Annotated in this window: 15 protein-coding genes; 8 read left to right on the forward strand and 7 right to left on the reverse strand. The window is 40.3% G+C overall.

Annotation, left to right across the window (positions count from 1 at the left end):
* Positions 1 to 25 precede the first annotated feature (25 nt).
* The 3 genes from OWEHO_RS13405 (at position 26) to OWEHO_RS13415 (ending at position 2,964) form a co-directional block, all read left to right on the forward strand.
* On the forward strand, positions 26 to 772 hold the full coding sequence (locus OWEHO_RS13405) for a uroporphyrinogen-III synthase (protein ID WP_014203028.1): 747 nt from the start codon (positions 26 to 28) through the stop codon (positions 770 to 772).
* A gap of 71 nt (positions 773 to 843) precedes the next feature.
* Positions 844 to 1,218, forward strand: coding sequence for a ribonuclease P protein component (rnpA, locus tag OWEHO_RS13410; RefSeq protein WP_014203029.1), 375 nt, complete (start codon positions 844 to 846; stop codon positions 1,216 to 1,218).
* A gap of 93 nt (positions 1,219 to 1,311) precedes the next feature.
* Complete coding sequence (locus OWEHO_RS13415) at positions 1,312 to 2,964, forward strand: S41 family peptidase (RefSeq protein WP_014203030.1); 1,653 nt, start codon at positions 1,312 to 1,314, stop codon at positions 2,962 to 2,964.
* Positions 2,965 to 2,984: 20 nt separating this feature from the next.
* Here the strand turns inward: OWEHO_RS13415 and OWEHO_RS13420 are convergent, their stop codons facing one another.
* The 5 genes from OWEHO_RS13420 to rlmN all read right to left on the reverse strand — a co-directional run bounded on the left by OWEHO_RS13420 (position 2,985) and on the right by rlmN (position 9,417).
* Positions 2,985 to 4,055, reverse strand: a complete 1,071-nt coding sequence (locus OWEHO_RS13420; RefSeq protein ID WP_169312794.1) for an O-antigen ligase family protein — start codon at positions 4,053 to 4,055, stop codon at positions 2,985 to 2,987.
* Between the two features lie 212 nt (positions 4,056 to 4,267).
* Positions 4,268 to 6,241 carry a DNA primase gene (dnaG, locus tag OWEHO_RS13425; protein WP_014203032.1) on the reverse strand — a complete coding sequence of 658 codons (1,974 nt, stop codon included), beginning with the start codon at positions 6,239 to 6,241 and terminating at the stop codon, positions 4,268 to 4,270.
* Positions 6,242 to 6,400: 159 nt separating this feature from the next.
* The gene (locus OWEHO_RS13430; RefSeq protein WP_014203033.1) at positions 6,401 to 7,225 is read right to left on the reverse strand and encodes a mechanosensitive ion channel family protein; all 825 of its coding nucleotides are present in this window, start codon (positions 7,223 to 7,225) and stop codon (positions 6,401 to 6,403) included.
* 92 nt (positions 7,226 to 7,317) lie between these two features.
* Positions 7,318 to 8,292, reverse strand: a complete 975-nt coding sequence (locus OWEHO_RS13435; RefSeq protein WP_014203034.1) for a polyprenyl synthetase family protein — start codon at positions 8,290 to 8,292, stop codon at positions 7,318 to 7,320.
* A 66-nt stretch (positions 8,293 to 8,358) separates the two neighbouring features.
* Positions 8,359 to 9,417: a 23S rRNA (adenine(2503)-C(2))-methyltransferase RlmN gene (rlmN, locus tag OWEHO_RS13440; RefSeq protein WP_014203035.1), complete on the reverse strand. Its 1,059-nt coding sequence runs from the start codon at positions 9,415 to 9,417 to the stop codon at positions 8,359 to 8,361.
* A 165-nt stretch (positions 9,418 to 9,582) separates the two neighbouring features.
* Here rlmN and OWEHO_RS18515 point away from each other — a divergent pair, with 165 nt between their 5' ends.
* Entirely contained in the window at positions 9,583 to 10,395 is an 813-nt protein-coding gene (locus tag OWEHO_RS18515; protein ID WP_083828010.1) for a peptidylprolyl isomerase, read from the forward strand.
* A 196-nt stretch (positions 10,396 to 10,591) separates the two neighbouring features.
* Here the strand turns inward: OWEHO_RS18515 and OWEHO_RS13450 are convergent, their stop codons facing one another.
* Together OWEHO_RS13450 and OWEHO_RS13455 are read right to left on the reverse strand one after the other, a co-directional pair.
* A complete protein-coding gene (locus OWEHO_RS13450; protein ID WP_014203037.1) occupies positions 10,592 to 11,950 on the reverse strand; it encodes a sensor histidine kinase in 1,359 nt (452 codons plus the stop codon).
* Positions 11,940 to 13,301: a sigma-54-dependent transcriptional regulator gene (locus OWEHO_RS13455; RefSeq protein ID WP_014203038.1), complete on the reverse strand. Its 1,362-nt coding sequence runs from the start codon at positions 13,299 to 13,301 to the stop codon at positions 11,940 to 11,942. The genes OWEHO_RS13450 and OWEHO_RS13455 overlap by 11 nt, the downstream gene beginning before the upstream one ends.
* Before the next feature lie 167 nt (positions 13,302 to 13,468).
* Between OWEHO_RS13455 and OWEHO_RS13460 the strand changes: the two genes are divergently transcribed.
* The 4 genes from OWEHO_RS13460 (at position 13,469) to OWEHO_RS13480 (ending at position 19,737) form a co-directional block, all read left to right on the forward strand.
* On the forward strand, positions 13,469 to 13,822 hold the full coding sequence (locus tag OWEHO_RS13460) for a hypothetical protein (RefSeq protein WP_014203039.1): 354 nt from the start codon (positions 13,469 to 13,471) through the stop codon (positions 13,820 to 13,822).
* Positions 13,823 to 14,773: 951 nt separating this feature from the next.
* On the forward strand, positions 14,774 to 15,457 hold the full coding sequence (locus OWEHO_RS13470) for an ABC transporter ATP-binding protein (protein WP_014203041.1): 684 nt from the start codon (positions 14,774 to 14,776) through the stop codon (positions 15,455 to 15,457).
* Positions 15,450 to 17,864 (forward strand): ABC transporter permease, encoded by a 2,415-nt coding sequence (locus OWEHO_RS13475; RefSeq protein WP_014203042.1) that lies wholly within the window; start codon positions 15,450 to 15,452, stop codon positions 17,862 to 17,864. Before OWEHO_RS13470 ends, OWEHO_RS13475 begins: the two co-directional genes overlap by 8 nt.
* A gap of 19 nt (positions 17,865 to 17,883) precedes the next feature.
* A complete protein-coding gene (locus OWEHO_RS13480; RefSeq protein ID WP_014203043.1) occupies positions 17,884 to 19,737 on the forward strand; it encodes a M61 family metallopeptidase in 1,854 nt (617 codons plus the stop codon).
* The last annotated feature ends 20 nt before the right edge of the window (positions 19,738 to 19,757 follow it).

Raw genomic sequence — 19,757 nt, forward strand, 5'->3', positions numbered from 1 at the left:
ATAACTAACCCAAAACGGCATTATTTTGAAGGTAAAAACCATTTTAGTTTCTCAGCCTGAGCCTCAGACGGAGAATTCACCATACTTTGATTTAGCAGAAAAGAATAAAGTGAAGGTTGACTTCATTCCTTTTATTCATGTGGAGGGTGTAGACTCAGCGGAGGTGAGAAAGCAGAAAATTAATGTACAGAGCTATGGAGCGGTAATTCTTACCAGTCGTAACGCTGTAGATCATTATTTTAGAATTTGTGAAGAAATGCGTTTCACAGTGCCAAATGAGATGAAGTACTTCTGTACCTCTGAGGCGATTGCATATTACCTTCAGAAATATGTAGTGTATCGTAAGCGTAAAATTTATTTTGGTAATAATACCTTTAAAGATCTTGTGCCTCTTATGAAAAAGCACAAGGATGAAAAGTTCCTTTTGCCATCTTCCGATACTTTAAAGGCTGAGATTCCTAAACTTTTGAAGGAAGCTAAGATTGATTACACTCGTGCAATTATGTACAACACTGTTGCAAGTGATTTATCTCATTTGGCAGATGTATATTATGATATACTTGTTTTCTTTAGCCCAAGTGGAATAAAGTCTTTGATGGAAAACTTCCCTGACTTTAAGCAAAATGATACTAAGATTGCGGCTTTTGGATCCAGCACACATAAGGCTGTGAAAGATGCTGGTTTGAGGCTGGATATAAAAGTACCTACTCCTAAAGCACCTAGTATGACTATGGCTTTGGAGGCACATATTAAGAGCGTAAATAAGAAGTAGATTTACTTTGACATACTATTTCCAATATTAAATGAAGCCCTCTCAAGGGCTTCATTTCGTTTATTTGTAGGATGAAGCAAACACTCGGTAAAGCTGAAAAACTAAAAAGTCGCAAATTGATTGCGGAGCTATTTAGTGCAGGAAAGTCTGTAAAGGCTTATCCGTTGGTGGCTGTGTATCTTCCTTTAGCTGAAGCTGAGAAGAACACATTAATGGGGGTGTCGGTTGCTAAAAAAAGAATAAAGAAAGCGGTAGACCGAAATCAAGTAAAAAGGAGACTGCGCGAGGCTTTCAGATTACAAAAAGCTGCTTTGCTAGAGGAGGATGGCCCAGAGTTGGCAGTTATGATTATTTACCTTAAGGGCGAAATTGCACCTTATTCTGAGGTGGAGAAAAGCATGAAGAAACTCCTGGTAAAACTACAGGAGGCTAAAAAAGCTATTTGAGGGCAATCATTTGAAGGAAACCTCGTTTTTATCTTACCTTCGTTTTTCCCTATTTTGCTACTCAGAGCTTCAATCTATAATTTACGAAAGCACATGAAGAAGATCACAAAACTAAGCCTGGCATCTTTAGCGGGTGTCCTATTGATATTTTCAGTAGCCTTTAAACCGGACTACTTCGAGATAAGCAAGCAGCTCGATATTTTCACCAATGTATTTAAGGAAGTTAGCCTTTACTACGTAGACGAAACGCAGCCGGGCGAACTTATGACTGAGGCTATGGAGTCAATGCTAGAATCTCTAGACCCTTACACTACGTACATTCCTGAAGAACGAGTGGAAGATTTTAAAATCCAAACCACAGGTAACTATGGTGGTATTGGAGCTTCCATAAGAAAGCGAGGAGATGAAATTGTACTTACCACACCTTATGAAGGTTTTGCGGCAGATAAGGCTGGCTTTAAAGCAGGTGATAGAATTTTGGAGGTTGATGGAAAACCAATAACAGGAAAATCAACAAGTGATGTAAGCACTGCTTTGAAAGGTGCTGCTGGAACAGAAGTTACCCTAAAAGTAGAACGTGCGGGGAAAATAATTACTAAGACCTTTGAACGTGAGGATGTACATGTGAAGAGCGTACCATACTATGGAATGCTCGATGAGAATGTGGGCTACATTGTGCTTACAAGCTTTACCGATAAGGCAAGTAAAGAAGTGAAGGCTGCATTGAAGGAGTTAAAAAAGGAAAACGAATTACAAGGTTTGGTTTTAGACTTAAGGGGTAACCCAGGAGGGTTGCTGAATGAGGCGGTAAACATCACCAACATTTTCATTGAAAAAGGAAAAGAGGTAGTAGATACCAAAGGGAAAATGGAAGAGTGGGAGAAAACCTATAAAACACTTAACAGCCCCGAGGATTTGGAGATTCCAGTAGCCGTATTGATTAATAGAGGAAGTGCCTCCGCCTCTGAGATTGTATCTGGAACTCTTCAGGATTATGATAGAGCCGTAATTATTGGTCAACGTAGTTATGGTAAAGGCCTGGTGCAGCAAACTCGCCAATTAAGTTATGGTGCACAATTAAAGGTAACTATAGCCAAATATTACACCCCAAGTGGAAGATGTATTCAAGCTATTAATTACGCTGAGCGTGATGAAGAAGGTAGTGTAGTTAAAATTCCGGATTCACTGCGTACGCAGTTTACCACGGCTAATGGTCGCCCTGTGTTTGATGGTGGAGGAATTGATCCTGATATAGAAATGGAGCCGGAAGATTTGAGCCCAATTATTATTTCACTCTATAAAGAAATGCTGCTGTTTGACTGGGTTACTGAGTATGCCCGTTCGCATGAAAGCATTGCTCCCGCAAAGGAATTTGAGCTTAGTGATGCCGAATATGCATCATTTGTAAAATGGGTGGAAGACAAGGATTTTCACTACGATACCGAAACAGAAAAGGCTCTTGAGAAGCTGGAGACTGCAGCAAAGGATGAGGCTTATTTTGCCGATTTACAATCGGAAATTGAAGGGTTGAGAAAGAGATATGAGTCGAGACATAACAATGACTTGGAAGCAAATAAAGCTCAAATAAAGCGATTGCTGGAAGAGGAAATTGCTTCAAGGTATTATTATGATAGTGGAAGAATTGCCAACGCACTTCATTCTGATAAAGAAATAGCCAAAGCGCTGGAAGTACTTCAAGACAAGCAAACCTACCAAGGCGTGCTCACGGCTTCTGCTAAACAATAATTCAGAGTTACTAAATAACGTTAAGAGAGCTTGCTAAATGCAGGCTCTTCTTTTTTGAAAGCTACTTTTTCGCCCATGGCTAAGGCCAAAATATAAGTGCACCAAAAGGTAATAGCCAATTGTCGCTCAAACATGGCCTCGGTGAGCATACTGAGAAATATAAAAGTAGTAAGGATAAACAGGTGTGTGTCTTTTCTTTTAATGGCGATCCAAACGACTACTCCAAACATAGCCAAAAGAAAAAACGTTCCCGGAATTCCGGCTACTAGCTGAGTTTCCAGCAGTTGATTATGACTGTTAAACTTTTGGCTATGGCCAATTTTAAAACCATTTTCACGATATACTTCTAGCCTCTTTTTTCTTAGATCTCCATAACCTACCCCAACTACAGGGTGTTCTTTGATTAGTTCTAAGCTATTTTCCCAAATAGCAAAGCGAATGGTGCTTCCTGTAAAGTCATTCGAGTCACCTGATAGCTCGTAATCTTCCACCGCAACTTTATTAAATCTGTTATACGGTGAATCCTTAAAAAAGAAAGCTAATACACCTAAAGAAAGGATTCCCAAACCTAAATAGATGGCCCAAGTAATAGATCTTGATTGTATGATTTTTAAGACTAAGTAAAGAAAGGCACAAAATACAAATGCGATTAGTATCATGCGGGATTGTAATAGAAAGAGAACCCCTAAAAGCAGCACAATAGCTAAATAAAAGAAGAAACGCTTGGCCGAATGAATGGGTGCCACAAAAGGACTAGAGAATAAGGCAGCTCCAATAAGAAGTCCAAAATAACTGCGATGCATATACCCGTGAGTAAGAAAAGAAGCGTAATAATGATTAAATGCACGTAACTCCTCAATTCGGTTATGCTCTGCTAGTTGATTGTAGTTTTCAAATAGATTGATGGTAGAAAGAATCAGGAACACCACGCAAATCAAGACGGAACTATAGAAAAAGGCCGCTATTAGTTTCCTAAAAAAACTTCTGGTAAGTAGGGGCTGGAAAACCGTTAGGATGAATGGTAATAAAATGAAGCTGAGCTTATTTTGAACACCATTCAATACAGCAGTAAGGTCCGTGTTAATGAACAATCCGTTTAAATGAACTACAAAAAAACCAGCAAACAACCAGGGTAGAGGCTGCTTGTAATTTAGATTATAACCTTTGCTTAAAGCAAAACCAGCTAATATGACAAGGCATGAGGTGAATAAAGTGTAAAACACCGGGGGTAGGTATAGTGAACAAACCAACAGAGGAAAAAGTAACTGAAATAGATTTTCTATTGATAGCTTCATATACTGTCTTATACTACTCGATTCAATTCTTTGTCGATTTGTGCCCTTAGTTGATTCAGCTTATTAAAAGTTTCAATTTTACGCACCAATTCTTCAGCTACATTATCCGCATTTTTTAAGTCCGTCTGAATTTGACGAATTAGGTCACTTATACGCTTTTCCTTATAGCGCAAAACTGCCTGAATAGTGTAGTTTTTTACAAAGGCATTTTTTTCGGGTACAAAAACTTTTTGACGCTGCCAGTCGTGCAGCTCATGCTTTTCGGTTACCAGATCCACAACCACATTTACAATTTCTGACCCCTCTTTTCTTACAAAGTAATCCGAATTAAGAATTTGTCCATGATCATCAAAAGCCTTGGTGAAGCTTTCTAAAATTTCATTAAAAGCTGAATTGTTAAATACAATCTCATCTACGGCAAGTTCACTCACTATGTATTCAGCTACTGTTTCTTGATCAAGCTCAGCTTCTTCATCTTCTTCATCTTCGTCTTCACTTTCGTGGAATGTGCATAAATGCTGGCCGTAATTTAGCAGAAGCCAACAAAGCGAACGCTCTTGCTCATAATGAGCAGTTGTAGTGATATCAATGGCAGATGGTGGTGCACTCTCATTTTCTACAACTTGAAGTCGGGCATTCGCTTTCTCTTCGCGTTGTTGTTCCTTCTCTTGGCGTACAGCCACATTCTTCATTACCTGAGCAAGCTCTGTAAAAAGTATGCGCTCCTGCATTTGGAGCACGTGAGCACATTCCTGTATATAAGCATTTCGCTGTAGCGCATCAGGGATTACAGCAATACTTTCTACAATATCACGGGCGGCTTTAGATTTCTCTAGCGGATTACTGCCCGCTTCTTTGAGCAGAAGAGCAGCTTTAAATCGAAGGAAATCTTGTTTTTCCTCTTTTATATAATCTGTAAGCTCTGTAGAAGAAACTTTTTTTGCAAAGGAATCAGGGTCTTCACCATCAGGGAATAAAAGCACCTGAACGTTTAGACCTTCCTCAAGTATCATGTCTATTCCTCGCAAGGAAGCTTTGATACCTGCGCTATCGCCATCATATAGAATTGTCACATTCTTGGTATAGCGCTTTATAAGTACAATTTGGTCTTTGGTAAGAGATGTGCCCGAAGAGGCTACTACATTTTTTACTCCAGCTTGATTTAAGCTAATAACATCTGTGTAGCCTTCTACAAGCAGACAGTTGTCTTGCTTGCTAAGTTCATTCTTAGCTTGAAAAATACCGTAGAGGGTTTTACTCTTGTGGTAAATTTCACTTTCCGGACTGTTGAGGTACTTGGCAATTTTGGCGTCCTTCATTAAGGTACGTCCGCCAAAACCTAGTACCCGACCAGTATGGCTCAGAATCGGAAACATTACCCTTCCGCGAAAGCGGTCTGTGGTGCGTCCATTGCTCTCTTTGGTTACCCCGGATTTTACTAAAAACTCAAGACTATACTGCTCCTTTTGGGCGGCTTTAGTAAAGGCTTCATATTCATTTGGGCTATAACCCAACTGAAACTTCTTGATGGTTTCTTCAGTAAAACCACGTTCCTTAAAATAACTTAGTCCAATATTTTTACCTTCTTCACTCTTCCATAGTTGATCTTGAAAATAGCGGTTGGCAAATTCATTTACCAGATAAAGGCTTTCCTTTTCTGAGCGTTTTTGTTTCTGCTCATCGGTTTGACCAGTTTCTTCTACCTCAATATTATAGCGGGCAGCAAGCCATTTTAGGGCCTCGGGGTAGGAGTAGTGCTCATGCTCCATGAGGAAGCTTACCACATTACCACCCTTGCCACTACTAAAGTCTTTGTAAATCTGCTTGGCAGGAGAAACGATAAAAGAAGGTGTCTTTTCATTGACAAAAGGACTGAGCCCTTTGTAACTACTTCCTGCTTTTTTGAGGGTGACAAAATCAGCAATAACCTCCTCAATACGGGCGGTTTCAAAAATTTTATCAATGGATTCGTTGCTGATCATGAATTAAAGTAGAACGGGCAAAATTACGGAATGAAATTGAGGCCTCGAAGTTTAGTTTTGAAGACTAAGACTTTGCCATAAGGAAACAAAAAAGGTCAAGCTTTTTGGGCCTGACCTCTTAATGCTAGAAGCTAAAATGGTTTCTAAAAGAAACTTTGCTTATGCTTTATTTTCTTGAAAAAGGTGCACATCGCGTTGTGGGAATGGAATACTAACTCCAGCCGCATCAAATGCTTTTTTCACTTTTTCATTCATATTGTTGTAAATATCCCAGAAGTCAGAACTCTTGGCCCAAGCTCTTACGTGGAAGTTTACGCTGCTATCGGCCAATTCTTCTAAGAAAATGTCAACACCTTTATCCTGCAATATGCGAGAGTCGCTCTCTACAATTTCTCGCAAAATTTTCTTCGCTTGATCGATGTCGTCTTCATAGCCAATACCAAAAGTCATGTCAATTCTACGTGTGTCATGGAAAGAATAGTTTTTCACGGCATTGTTGGACAAGTCTCCGTTAGGTATTACTACTTCCTGATTTTGAGTGGTCGTAATGTAGGTGTAGAAAATTTGAATTTCTCGAACAGTTCCTGAGAAACCATTAGCTTCAATAAAGTCACCTACTTTAAATGGCTTTAACAAAAGAATAAGAACTCCTCCAGCAAAATTCGCCAAGCTACCTTGCAGTGCCAAACCTACTGCCAAACCAGCGGCACCAAGTACTGCAACGAAGGAAGTCATTTCTACACCAACCATACTTGCAACAGTAATTACTAGCATAATGGTGAGCAATGCTTTTATTATGGAGGCTAAAAAGGGACGAAGCGATGCATCCACATTGCGCTTCTCCATTGTGCGCGATACCGTTTTTACAATTTTTTTGATGAGCCAAAGGCCAATTATTAAGACCAGAATGGCCAACAATAGACTTGCTCCGTACTCAATTACTAATCCTGAAACTTGCTCCCAGTAGGTTTGAAAATCTTCCATGTGGTTTGATAAAAATTTATGGTTTAAAATAATATTCAATTATAGGGCTCTAACGGCAAGAGTCCTAATTTGTGCATGAATTTTTGAAAATTCTACTTAGTTCGTGAAATTACGTAGTAGGTAAGCTTTTGTAGAGAATCTTTGGCTATGCCTTCAGGAAATTCAGATAGAATGTCTAATGCTTTTTTATGATACTCATTCATCCTGGAAGTAGCGTAATCCATACCTCCAGTGGTTTTTACCATTTGCATCACCTGCTCCACTTTTTTGCGATCTCTATTATGGCGCTTTACCACATTTATCATAAAGCGCTTATCCTTTTTTGAAGAGTTCTGCAGAGCATAAATCAAGGGCAAAGTCATTTTTTGCTCCTTAATATCAATACCTGTTGGCTTACCAGTTTTAGCTTCGGTTTCGTAGTCAAAAAGGTCGTCCTTTATTTGAAAAGCAATTCCAAGGGCTTCACCAAAAGCTATCATTTTGTCAATAGTCTCTTGATCTTTAGTAACAGAAGCAGCACCAGTTCCACAGCAGGAAGCTATGAGGGATGCCGTTTTTTGACGAATAATTTCAAAGTAAATGTCCTCGGTAATATCAAGCCTTCTGGCTTTTTCTATTTGCAATAGTTCACCTTCGCTCATTTCGCGAACAGCCGTGCTTACAATTTTTAAAAGCTGGTATTCTTCGTGTTCTACAGAAAGTAGAAGGACTTTAGAAAGCAGATAATCGCCAACCAAAACAGCAACCTTATTTTTCCAAAGAGCATTGAGCGAAAAGAAACCTCTGCGTTGGTCGGAGTCATCCACCACATCATCATGAACCAAAGTTGCGGTGTGCATTAGTTCGATAAGCGCAGCTCCACGATAGGTGCTCTCATTGGTTTCGCCCAGCATTTTTGCCGTAAGGAAAACGAGCATGGGGCGCAATTGCTTACCCTTTCGCTTTATGATATAATAAGTGATACGGTCCAGCAGGGCAACGTTGCTGGCCATGTAGCTTCTAAACTTGGGTTCAAAAGCATCCATCTCCTCCTTTATAGGAAGTTTTATTTGGTTTAAATCACTCATTAATGGCGGCCAAAGGTAGTATTAGATTTTCGAAGAGCATAGTCGGGAGACCGCAGTCCACAGATTTTATTCTGAAACGGTAGTTAGTTCATTCTTATTCGCCAATTGGCCACAAGCTGCATCAATATCTTTACCGCGGCTGCGTCTTATTTTGGCCACTATTCCGGCTTTCTCTAGTTCATTTACATACTGGTTGTAAACTTCTTCAGAGGCCTTTACAAAACGTTCGTCATCGGTAGGATTGTACTCTATCAGGTTTACTTTGCAGGGAATGTGGTTACAGAATTTTACCAAAGCAGCAATGTCCTCTGGCTGGTCATTCACACCTTTCCATACCACATATTCGTAAGTTACCCTTTTCTTGGTTTTTTGGTACCAGTACTTTAGGGCTTCCGCCAAATCAGCCACCGGGTTTTTGAGGTTAATAGGCATTATGGTATCACGTACCACATCTCTTGCCGAGTGCAGAGAAAGTGCCAGATTGAATTTTACTTCATCATCGGCCAGCTTTTTTATCATTTTGGCCAGACCTACCGTGCTTACTGTAATTCTGCGTGGGGCCATGTTTAGCCCTTCCGGGGAAGTGATTTTCTCAATGGCATCCAGCACATTTTTATAGTTCATGAGCGGCTCGCCCATGCCCATAAACACAATATTGGTAAGCGGACGATCAAAGAAGTTTTCAGCTTCATTCATCACGGCCACCACTTGATCGTAAATTTCATCAGCGTTGAGGTTGCGCATACGCTTTAGCTGGCCGGTAGCACAAAAGTGACAATCCAAACTACAGCCAACCTGTGAAGAAACACAAGCCGTAATTCTTTTGTCGGTAGGAATAAGCACAGACTCCACCACTTTGCCATCATACAAGCGCACGGCATTTTTGATAGTGCCATCATTGCTGCGCTGCATTTCATCCACACGTATATGGTTTATTACAAACTCCTGCTGCATTTTCTCGCGAAGGGTAAGGCTGAGGTTTGTCATATCCTCAAAGGATTTTGCACCTTTTTTCCATAGCCATTCAAATACCTGAGTAGCTCTAAAGGCAGGTTCGCCAATGCTCTCAAAATATTCTTTCAACTGATCTCGGGTAAGGGCTCGTATGTCGCGCTTCTGTTCCATGGCGGCAAAGGTACGTTAAGGTTTTGAGGTGAAATAAAAACTCTAAAATCTCAAGTTCCAGGTCTGAAATGGATATCCATAATGTCCAATCGGAATTCCAAGCTGTCGATTAAAACTCAACATGAGATTTGTATATATTTAGGAATTCCAATTCCATCCGTCATTATGAGAAAACTTTTAGTTTCAATTGCATTCATCATTGGTCTTCATACCGCTATTATAGCTCAAACCAAAGTAACTTTTTATACCACCTTAGGGAATTTTGATGTAGAAATGTATGACTCCCTGATGCCAATTACCGCAGGCAACTTTTTGACCTTGGTAAATTCAAAATACTATGATGGAGTGATTTTTCATAGGGTAATAAAAAACTTTGTGATTCAGGGAGGAGATCCTACTGGGACTGGATCGGGTGGTCCTGGTTATACAATTCCAGATGAATTTGATAGTACGGGAGTGCTTAGTAATACCATCCGCACCATTTCGATGGCTAATTCTGGGCCGAATTCGGGAGGGAGTCAGTTCTTTATAAACCTAAAAAACAATGCTTATCTGGATTATGACAAGGCACCTTTAACGAGCGCCCATCCCATTTTTGCAATAGTTCGTGATGGATGGAATATTGTTGATTCTATTGCGAATGTGTCCGTGAATTCGAGTGATAGGCCTATGCCCGATGTAGTGATGGATAGCGTTAGAGTAACTGGACGGTATTTGAGTAATCCTGAGATTAGTGTACATACAAATCAAATAGAAGTTTCTCCCAATCCATTTATGCGTGAAATAAAATTATCAGGAGTAGAATTAAGGGAGTTGAAAGCTATATCCATTTATTCCGTTGATGGCGTTCTTGTAAAGGAAATTGTTAACCCTCAGTCGCTCACTATTTCTATGGACGTTTCTGCCGGTACTTATATGATTCACACCTTGTATAAAAATGGCAGGCAGGGAATGGGGAAGGTTGTGAAGAGTGATTAGTCCTGAAAGGAGCCGAAGGGCAAAATCCGAAACTTTAAACTCTAAATCCGAAGTTTTAAACTCGAAACAAATTCAAAAAAAGGGAAATTCACAAACTACAAACCATCACCCTTCGATACAACCTCCCTTTAGTCGGTCACTCAGGATGACATCCTGTTGAAAATTCGTAAATCTAAAATCCCAAATCAAAAATCGGTCATATCCCGAAGCTTAGCTCAAACACCGCTCCTTCGTTTTCTTTGGATTGAACGTGGATGCGACCCTTGTGTAGCTGCATTATGTTTTTAGAAAGGGTAAGTCCAATGCCGCTACCATTTTTTCTGGTAGAGAAGAAGGGGATAAATATGGAGTGAAGAATATCTTCTTTAATGCCCGGGCCATTGTCTTTTACAGTAATTACTATTGCTGTGCTTTCCATTTTGGCGCTTAGTATTATTTCATCTCCTTTGCCAGCTTCCATGGCGTAAAGCGCATTTCCGATAAGGTTAATGAGCACTTGCTCCACCATTTTTTTATCGGCTCGTAAGGCCAATCTGTTGTGCAGCAAATCCTTTTTCAAACTCACTTTCTTTTTGTTGGCTTGCCCTTGCATCAGATGCATTACCGTGTCAAAAAGTTCTTCAATTGAAAACACTTCAAAATTGGGGGCGGGCAGCTTGGTGAGTTTTCGGTATTCATCCACAAAGTTGAGCATGCCCCGGCTTCTACGGATGATGGTATTGAGGGCGAGAATAATGTCGTCAATAGTTTCGGTAGAAATTTGATCTCTGGTAAGAGGTTTCCCGGATTCATCGGTGAGCAAATCTTTTATGGTTTCTGATAGCGATGTAACTGGGGTTACCGAATTCATTACCTCATGAGCCAAAATTCTAATGAGCTTATGCCAGGCATCAATCTCTTTTTGCTCTATTTCATTTTTCAAATCATTGAAAGAAATAAGGCGGTAATTAGTGCCCATTAGCGAAATATGATCGAGGTCGAGATAGTATTCACGAATGCCTTGCCCGCTGTCCAATTCTATTAGTTTTCGCCCTTCAAATTTGAAATCGCCCAAAGCTTGACTAAAAGCGGGTTTTTTCTTTTGCAGCATTTCCCAGCTATGAAAATGCGGAATGCTCAGCATACTCTGTGCTGCCTGATTGATGAGCATAATACCTCCATGATGATCCACAATTATAATCCCAAGGCGAAGGTGGTCCAGCGCCAATTTCAAAAGTTCCGATTGACTCTCACGCTGAGCCTTGCTGGTTTTTACCTTTTCAATAATATTCACGAAGCTTTCGTCCAGCTCACGAAATGAGCCGCCCAAGCTTTTGTTATTAAAGCTCACAGAAAAATCATTGTAGTTGAGAGCATCAAAAAAGCGCTTCAACTCACGGTTTACTTTGGAAGCAAAATAGATGAGTTCCGTTATCTGAGCTATCAACAGAAGCGCTAGCAAAATTTGTGTAAACAGCAAGTGATGGTCAAACAGAAACCACGCTGAAAGCAGCACATTCGCAGCTATTAGCAATATGCGCAGTGATATGAGAAGGGCAAATCTTTTAGAGGCCATGCTTTTCCATTCTTCGGTATAATGCCGCCCGGGTCAACCCCAAATCTTTGGCCGCTTTTGAAATGTTTCCACGATTTTTATCCAAGGCTTTTAGCACATAATGTTTCTCCATTTCTTCCAAATTTAATCCATTCGGTTGTGTGTCTGTATTGTTATTTAGGTGCAAACCTAATTGCTCAATGTATGGTCCTTCAGCCAAAATAACCGAGCGTTCTACTGTGTGTTCCAATTCTCTGATATTTCCGGGCCAATGGTACTGATACAATTCGTCCATCGATGCAGGGCTGAATCGCAAATTACTTTTGTGATACTTGCGGCAAAATTTTTCTAAAAAGCGAACAGCTAAAATGGGAATGTCTTCCTGCCTTTCCCTTAGCGGTGGAATTTGAATTTCAACCGTGTTTATTCGGTACAATAAATCTTGCCTAAACTGATGGTCGTTCACCATTTGGTGAATAGGCATATTGGTGGCGCTTATAAGGCGAACATCAATTTCGCGTTCGCGGTTTTCGCCCAAGCGGGTGGCTTTTCTATTTTGTAAAACAGTAAGAAGTTTGGATTGCAGGGCCATATCCAGGTTTCCAATTTCATCGAGAAAAAGTGTGCCTTCATTGGCGGTTTCAAATCGCCCGGCCTTATCATCCTTAGCATCGGTAAAGGCGCCTTTTTTGTGCCCAAAAAGTTCGCTTTCAAAAAGACTGTGGCTTATTGCACCAAGGTCTACGGTTATAAAGGAGTTTTTATTGCGGCCAGACATTCTATGAGCAGCTAAAGCCAATACGCTTTTCCCCGTTCCATTTTCGCCAAGCAATAAAATATTAGCATCGGTGGCGGCTACCTTTTCCAGCGTTCGCATCAGGTTTTGCATGGCTGGAGATTTCGATATGAAATCCTCATTTTTTATGGCAATGCTGTCTTCTAGGGTGGTTTTGGTTTGTTCCAGCTGCTCTACTTTTTTGCGCTCACGGCTAAATTTCAAAGCAGTCCCGATGGTGCTTAGTAGCTTTTCATTGGTCCAAGGTTTTAGTACAAAATCATAAGCACCGCTCTTTATAGCCTGAACGGCAATTTCCACTTCTCCATAGGCCGTCATCAAAATTACCTGCGTCTCGGGGCTTACCTCTTTTATGTGTTTTAGCCAATAAATTCCTTCACGGCCATCATTCACACCTCGTTGAAAATTCATGTCCAAAAGGATGAGGTCCGGTTGATACTTGGTTAAAAAGCTATTGATTTCTCGCGGATCAGAAGCGGTATGCACATTACTGTAATGCTGCTTCAATAGGAGTCGGGCGCTGGTGAGTATATCCTCATCATCGTCAACTATAAGTATGCAGTAACTCTTTTCCATGAGGTTAAAGTAACAAAAGGTGTTCGGTACCGCACAAGCGGGTGTTCGATAATGAACATTGTTTTTTTAGCACTAAAAATTAAACCACTGAAAACCAGTGTAAAAAGTTTGAGGCATAGCATGTGCCATTAACTAATCACGAAAACTGAAACATAAAAATGAATAACATGAAAAACATAAAAATGATGGCCTTGGCGCTACTTCTGGTTGGCCTCACCGGAGTAGCCAAAGCCGAGGGGGAAACTCCCGACAAGGCTTTAAGAACAGAAGCAAAGATGAAGTCTGAATTGTGTTTGCGCATTTCTAGCTTACAGCTAGCAGATTTTAACCTTGAGGATGAAACTGTAGATATTCACTTTCAGTGCAATGCGGAAGGCGAAGTTATAGTCCATAGCGTAGATGGTGTAAGCTGTGTTGTATCAGAATATGTTGCTAACAAGCTCAAAGGTCATAAAATGTATGTGGATGAAAATCTACAAAATGCCACACATCATGTAGAAGTGAGATATGTGGTGATTTAATGAAGAATCCAAAAAATCCCGAATAAGCTGTGAATCAGCGGAGTTCTTTTAGCGTTGGAAAAAAATTGGTTGTTTAATTTCAAGTTCAAGTAGCAGAATTTTAGGGTTAATCGGTTATCCTCCAACACTTTTTTCGGGATTTTTTTAAAATAAATGTTTGCCTATTTAGAAAATCAATGGAACGGGGTTTTTTTTGTAGTTCCATCTATACGAATGGTGTGAAGTCATAAAATTAGGTTAATGAATAAATGCTGTATTAAAATCAGTACTTCAACCATCTATAATTGAATTTAATGTTTTGAGAAAATGAAAGAAAACAGAAAGCAAACCTTTTTACTTGTTGTGGGAATCATTTGTCTTCCGCTAACTTTATATAAATATTATACTGTGGGGCATTCGGATGTTAAATATTTGGTTGGTGTTGTTGTAAGCATATGGCTCATTTACGATTATTATATCTATAAAATGAATAAACCCCATATCCTGGAAACTTTAAAAGGAAACTTCAGAAAAGGGGACTTTGAATAATGAAGTAGAAGGAAAATTTTTTTAATTATTGCTGACTAAAAACCATAAAGCTAATTCCTTAGGCAAGTTTGAGATTAAATAAAAAAACAATAAGACACATAAAAATGGCTATTAATAATTGCTTGTTATCGATTATTTCGGAAAGTCTGAAAAGGTTTTCAGTTTTACAGTTAAATGCACATCATTTAACTACTTATAGCCGAGATTCATTCGTATGGTAAAATAAATAGCTCTTTAGTGTCCTGTCATTTAGTTTGTCAGATGTCCTATGTGGAAGACGTTTGAGAGATTAAATGGAGAACTACCCTCGGCAAAACCATTTTCTCCCTGTAGGTGAATTTTGTGTTAAACGTTAAATTGCCGAGGGTTTTCTTATGCCTTATCTTAAAGCCCGAATTTGAAACTCGAAGCACTAAATAGCAAATGATAAACCTGCATCACATTTCCAAGATTTATAAAAGTAACTCGGTAGAAACTCATGCCTTGAGTAATGTCAGTCTCGAAGTTGCTGAGGGCGAGTTTGTTTCTATAATGGGCCCCAGCGGGTGTGGAAAAACAACCTTGCTAAATATCATGGGCCTCTTGGATGGCTTTGATCAAGGGCTTTACGTTTTTGATAGTACTGATGTAAAAAAGCTAAATGAGAAAAGTAGGGTGAAGCTTCGTAAGTCTAATATTGGCTTCATCTTTCAAAATTTCAACCTCCTTGACGATCTCACCGTTTTTGAAAATATAGAATTACCGCTTGTTTACCTTGGCGTAAAAGCAGCTGAACGCAGGGAGCGTGTAAAGCAGGTTTTACACCAAATTGCTTTAGGCCACCGTATGGATCACTTCCCACATCAACTATCCGGAGGGCAGCAACAAAAAGTGGCTATTGGCCGCGCGATTGTTTCTAAGCCGCGAATTATTTTGGCTGATGAGCCCACAGGAAATCTAGACTCAGCACAGGGCAACGAAATAATGGAAACGCTGAGTAGCCTCAACGAGGCAGGAACTACCTTGGTGATGGTGACGCACAGTATGAATGATGCGTCATACAGCAATCGCATTGTGAAATTAATGGACGGACAAATTGTAGCAGAAAAGGCATTGTTGCATGCGTAGCCTTAGATTAAAATTTGCACTACGGGCCTTGTGGAAAAACAAGCTTTATGCAGGGCTCAATATTCTCGGTTTGGCCATCGGTCTGGCGGTCAGTATTATCATTTATTTGTACTTACAAAGTGAGCTGAGTTATGATAAAAATGTGGATGATTACCGTGACATTTACCGCATTGAGTCTGAGTTTGACCTAAACAATAAGCGTGAGCAATTTGCAGGGACCAGCCTGAGTTTGGGGCCACTTTTGGCAGAAGAATTTGATTATGTAAATAATTATACCCGACTCCATCACATAGAGGTGAATGTGCTTTTTCAATATGAGGATAAGCGCTTTTATGAAGAAAATATAGCGGTGGCCGACAGCCATTTCTTTGAGGTTTTCAAAGTTCCATTTTTAGCAGGAGAGCATGGCCACTGCCTTGCTGATCCTTACACTATAGTTGTGACACAATCATTTGCAGAAAGGTATTTTGGCAATGAAAATCCTATCGGAAAAGTGATCAGCACCAATAATCACGATTATACCATCACGGGTTTGATGGAAAATTGGCCTGCAAACACTCATCATAAATTTGATGCCGTGCTCAGCGCATTTTATGACCCCATAGAGAGAGAAACACAAATCCAGACTCTTTGGAATGTGGAGGCTTACACTTTCGTGGAAGTGGACGGATCAACTGAAGCCATTCATTTGGAAGAAGACTTCGTGGATTTTTACGATAAGTACATGAAGGAAGTGGGAGAGAATTTTGGAGGTTTTTATGACATCACACTTACTCGACTCGATAATATCCACTTTGGCAGAAACCTGCAATATGACCGAGCTCGCGGTGATGTATCTTACCTATATGCCTTTGGTGGAATCGGAATTTTGATATTGATACTTGCCTGTATAAACTATATAAACATGGCCACAGCGCGTGGTTTGGAGCGGGTGAAGGAAGCCGGAATGCGAAAAATACTGGGTAGTAGCTCGGCTGAAATCCGTAGCCTGATATTTTTTGAATCTGTGCTTTTGAGTTTGCTAGCACTCTTCCTTGCTTTTGTTATGGTGGAGGTGGTTTTTGAGCTTACACCATTCAATACTATCCTTAACAAGGATTTGGCGCTTGACTTTGAAAGATTTCCTGCACTGTGGTGGTTGCCGCTGGTTTTGGCGGTGGCAGTTGGATTGCTGAGCGGTTTGTATCCAGCCATTAACATGAGCAAGGTTCCTGCTATGGCGGCCATTCGAGGAGGTTATAAGTCTGCTCCACATAGTATTTGGATGCGAAAAAGTTTGGTGGGATTCCAATTTTGTATTTCCGTAGCCGTGGTGATTACAGCTCTGCTGATGTACCGTCAGATGGAGTATGTGCGTACCAAGGATTTAGGTTTTAATAAGGAAGACATCATCCTTATTCCGATAAGGGATAGGGACAGTACCCTCGAGGCGCAAATTCCGCTTTTGCGAAAGCAGCTTGGTAAATTGAAGGAAGTGATTGCTACTTCTCATGCCACCCGTGTTCCTGGTAGTGATTTGGAAAGAACTCTCATGAGTATAGAGGATGAGGATGGGGAGTTTGCAAAAGGTGTGGTGGATATGATGCGGGTGGGTCTTAATTATATGCCCACCATGGAAATTGAAGTATTGGATGGTCGTGATTTTAATAAAAGTGATTTTGGCGCAAGCCGGCAAAAAGTGCTGGTAAATGAGGAGTTGCTGACTTACATGAATTGGAAGGATGCCAAAGGGAAGTTGCTAAAGTGGGGATATGATGAAGATGGGGTGGAGCTCTACGAAATGGAAGTAATTGGGGTGGTAGAGAATTTTAATTCACACTCCTTGCATGATGCCATTGAGCCCACGGTAATCTTACTTCAGGAGGATAATTACGGTGTGATGCACGTACGCGTGGACAGCGAAGATTTGGTGTCCGCAGTGAATAAGATTGAGAAAATATGGAGCCGGGCTGATCCGAATAATCCTTTTCAGTTTTCCTTTTTGAATAAAGACCTAATGAAATTGTATGAAAATGAACACCGCCAAAGTCGATTGATTTTATACCTCACGTACTTGGCAATTTTCATCAGTTTCCTTGGATTAACGGGTTTGGCTTCTTTCACTACCAATTTGCGTACACGTGAAATTGGCATCCGAAAAGTGCTGGGTGCCGATGTGTATCAAATGGTGAATTTGATCTTTAGAGAGATGTTGACATTAATTATTTTATCCGTGCTTTTGGCGGTACCACTGGCTTATGGGCTTATTACAGTTTGGTTAGACGGATTTGCATACTCCGCTCAATTAGATCCTTTTATCTTCGCGATTTCTGTGGCACTTGCGGTGCTGCTGGCCTATCTTATTGTAACCTACCATTCTGTAAAGGTGGCGCGTGGCAATCCGGTGGATATTCTCAAATATGAATAATTATAAAATGAATTAATAGATGAAGTTTTTTCAAACAGTCCTTTTTACTGTTTTTGTGGCGGGCAGTGCCTTAGCGCAAGATTTTGCTCCTTTTCAAAATGAGGAGAATTATCAGGTATATATGGATTTAAAAGCCGTTACCAATGATGAGTTGCCTGTAGAAATTGTGCCGCCCTTGCTTAGTGCCGACAGTATAGAGTTTCAGATGCCGAGAATTGTACCCGGTACCTATGACGTACATAACTACGGTCGCTTTGTGCAAAATTTTAAAGCACTAAACTCAAAAGGGGAGGAGCTAAAAGCACGCAGATTGGATGATAACCGATGGATGATTTTAAATGCCAGCAAGCTTTATAAAATCACTTACACCATTGAGGATACTTATGATTATGAAGAATCAACGGGTATTTTTGAACCAGCAGGCACCAGCGTAGAAGACAGTGTTTTTCTACTAAATAACTTTGGATTTGTAGGTTACCTAAAAGGAATGGATGACATGCCTTTTGAACTTACCGTAAATAAGATTGAAGGCTTTTATGGAAGTACTTCGCTAGTTGGTGATCTGGGAGAAAGTCAGGATGTTTTCGAAATTGAAAACTACTTCACTCTTCACGATAATCCTATAATGTACTGCGTGCCAGATACAGCAACTCGTATGGTGGGAGGGGCTGAGGTTTTGGTTTCGCTTTACAGCCCAAATAATGTGGTGAGTGCTGATGAATGTATGAAGCACATCTCCGAGGTACTGGACGCTACAGCTGATTATTTGGGAGGAACCCTTCCGGTAGAAAAATATGCCGTACTAATTTATTGTGTACCTCTAGAAGAGGCAGGCAGCAGCTATGGCGCCTTGGAGCACCACACGAGTACGGTACTTTATATGCCGGAGTTTGATGGCGAGAGATTTTATTCAGGTGTAAGAGATATCACTGCCCATGAGTTTTTTCACATCATCACACCTTTGAATATTCACTCGGAAATGATCAATGACTTTAATTTTATTGATCCGGAAATGTCGGAGCATATCTGGCTTTACGAAGGAGTTACAGAATACAACAGCCACTTGGTGCAAGCTCGTTCAGGAATATACGACCTTACTGAATTCACAGAAGTACTTAAGGATAAACTGGATCAGGCGGATGGCTTTAATACTGATATCCCATTGACGATTGCCAGTAAGTTTACTCTAGATTTCTTTAAGGACGAATACATGAATTTTTACCAAAAGGGAGCTTTGGCGGGAATGTGTGTAGACCTAAAGTTAATGGAGCTTTCTAATGGAGAATACCGATTGGTGGATTTGCTAAAGGAGCTTGGTGACATGTATGGCCCAGATACTTTCTTTGTAGATGAAAATCTTTTTGAAATTATTACAGAACACACATACCCGGAAATGCGCGAGTTTTTTGCTCGCCATTTTGAGGGAGCTGAACCATTGCCTTACGCTGAACTATTTGAAACAGTCGGTTTTAGCTACTGGGAAGAGCTGGAAATTGAGCAGCTTACATTGGGGAATGTAGAGTTAGGTTTCAACTTTGAAACAGGTAGATTGAAGATTGAGGAAACTCAAGAGATGGACGAGTTTGGAAAAGAAATGGGTTGGATGCCCGGTGATGAGATTATGGAGTTTAACGGACAGCCAGTAGATTTGGCTACCATTAGTGATGTGATGGGAGATTTTTATGAAAATACCCAAGTAGGTGATAAAGTAGAAATATTGGTGGCTCGCCCACAGGAGGATGGTGAGTATAAGGAGAAAAAGCTGAAGGCTAAGGCACAGCTTGGTACTTACATCGAGCAAAACATTTTACAGGCCAATCCTAATCCAACCCCAGAGCAAATCGAAAGACGTAAGCTTTGGATCAATCAATAATTTTTTAGTCAGAATTTAGA

Source organism: Owenweeksia hongkongensis DSM 17368 (genome assembly GCF_000236705.1).
GTDB lineage: Bacteria > Bacteroidota > Bacteroidia > Flavobacteriales > Schleiferiaceae > Owenweeksia > Owenweeksia hongkongensis.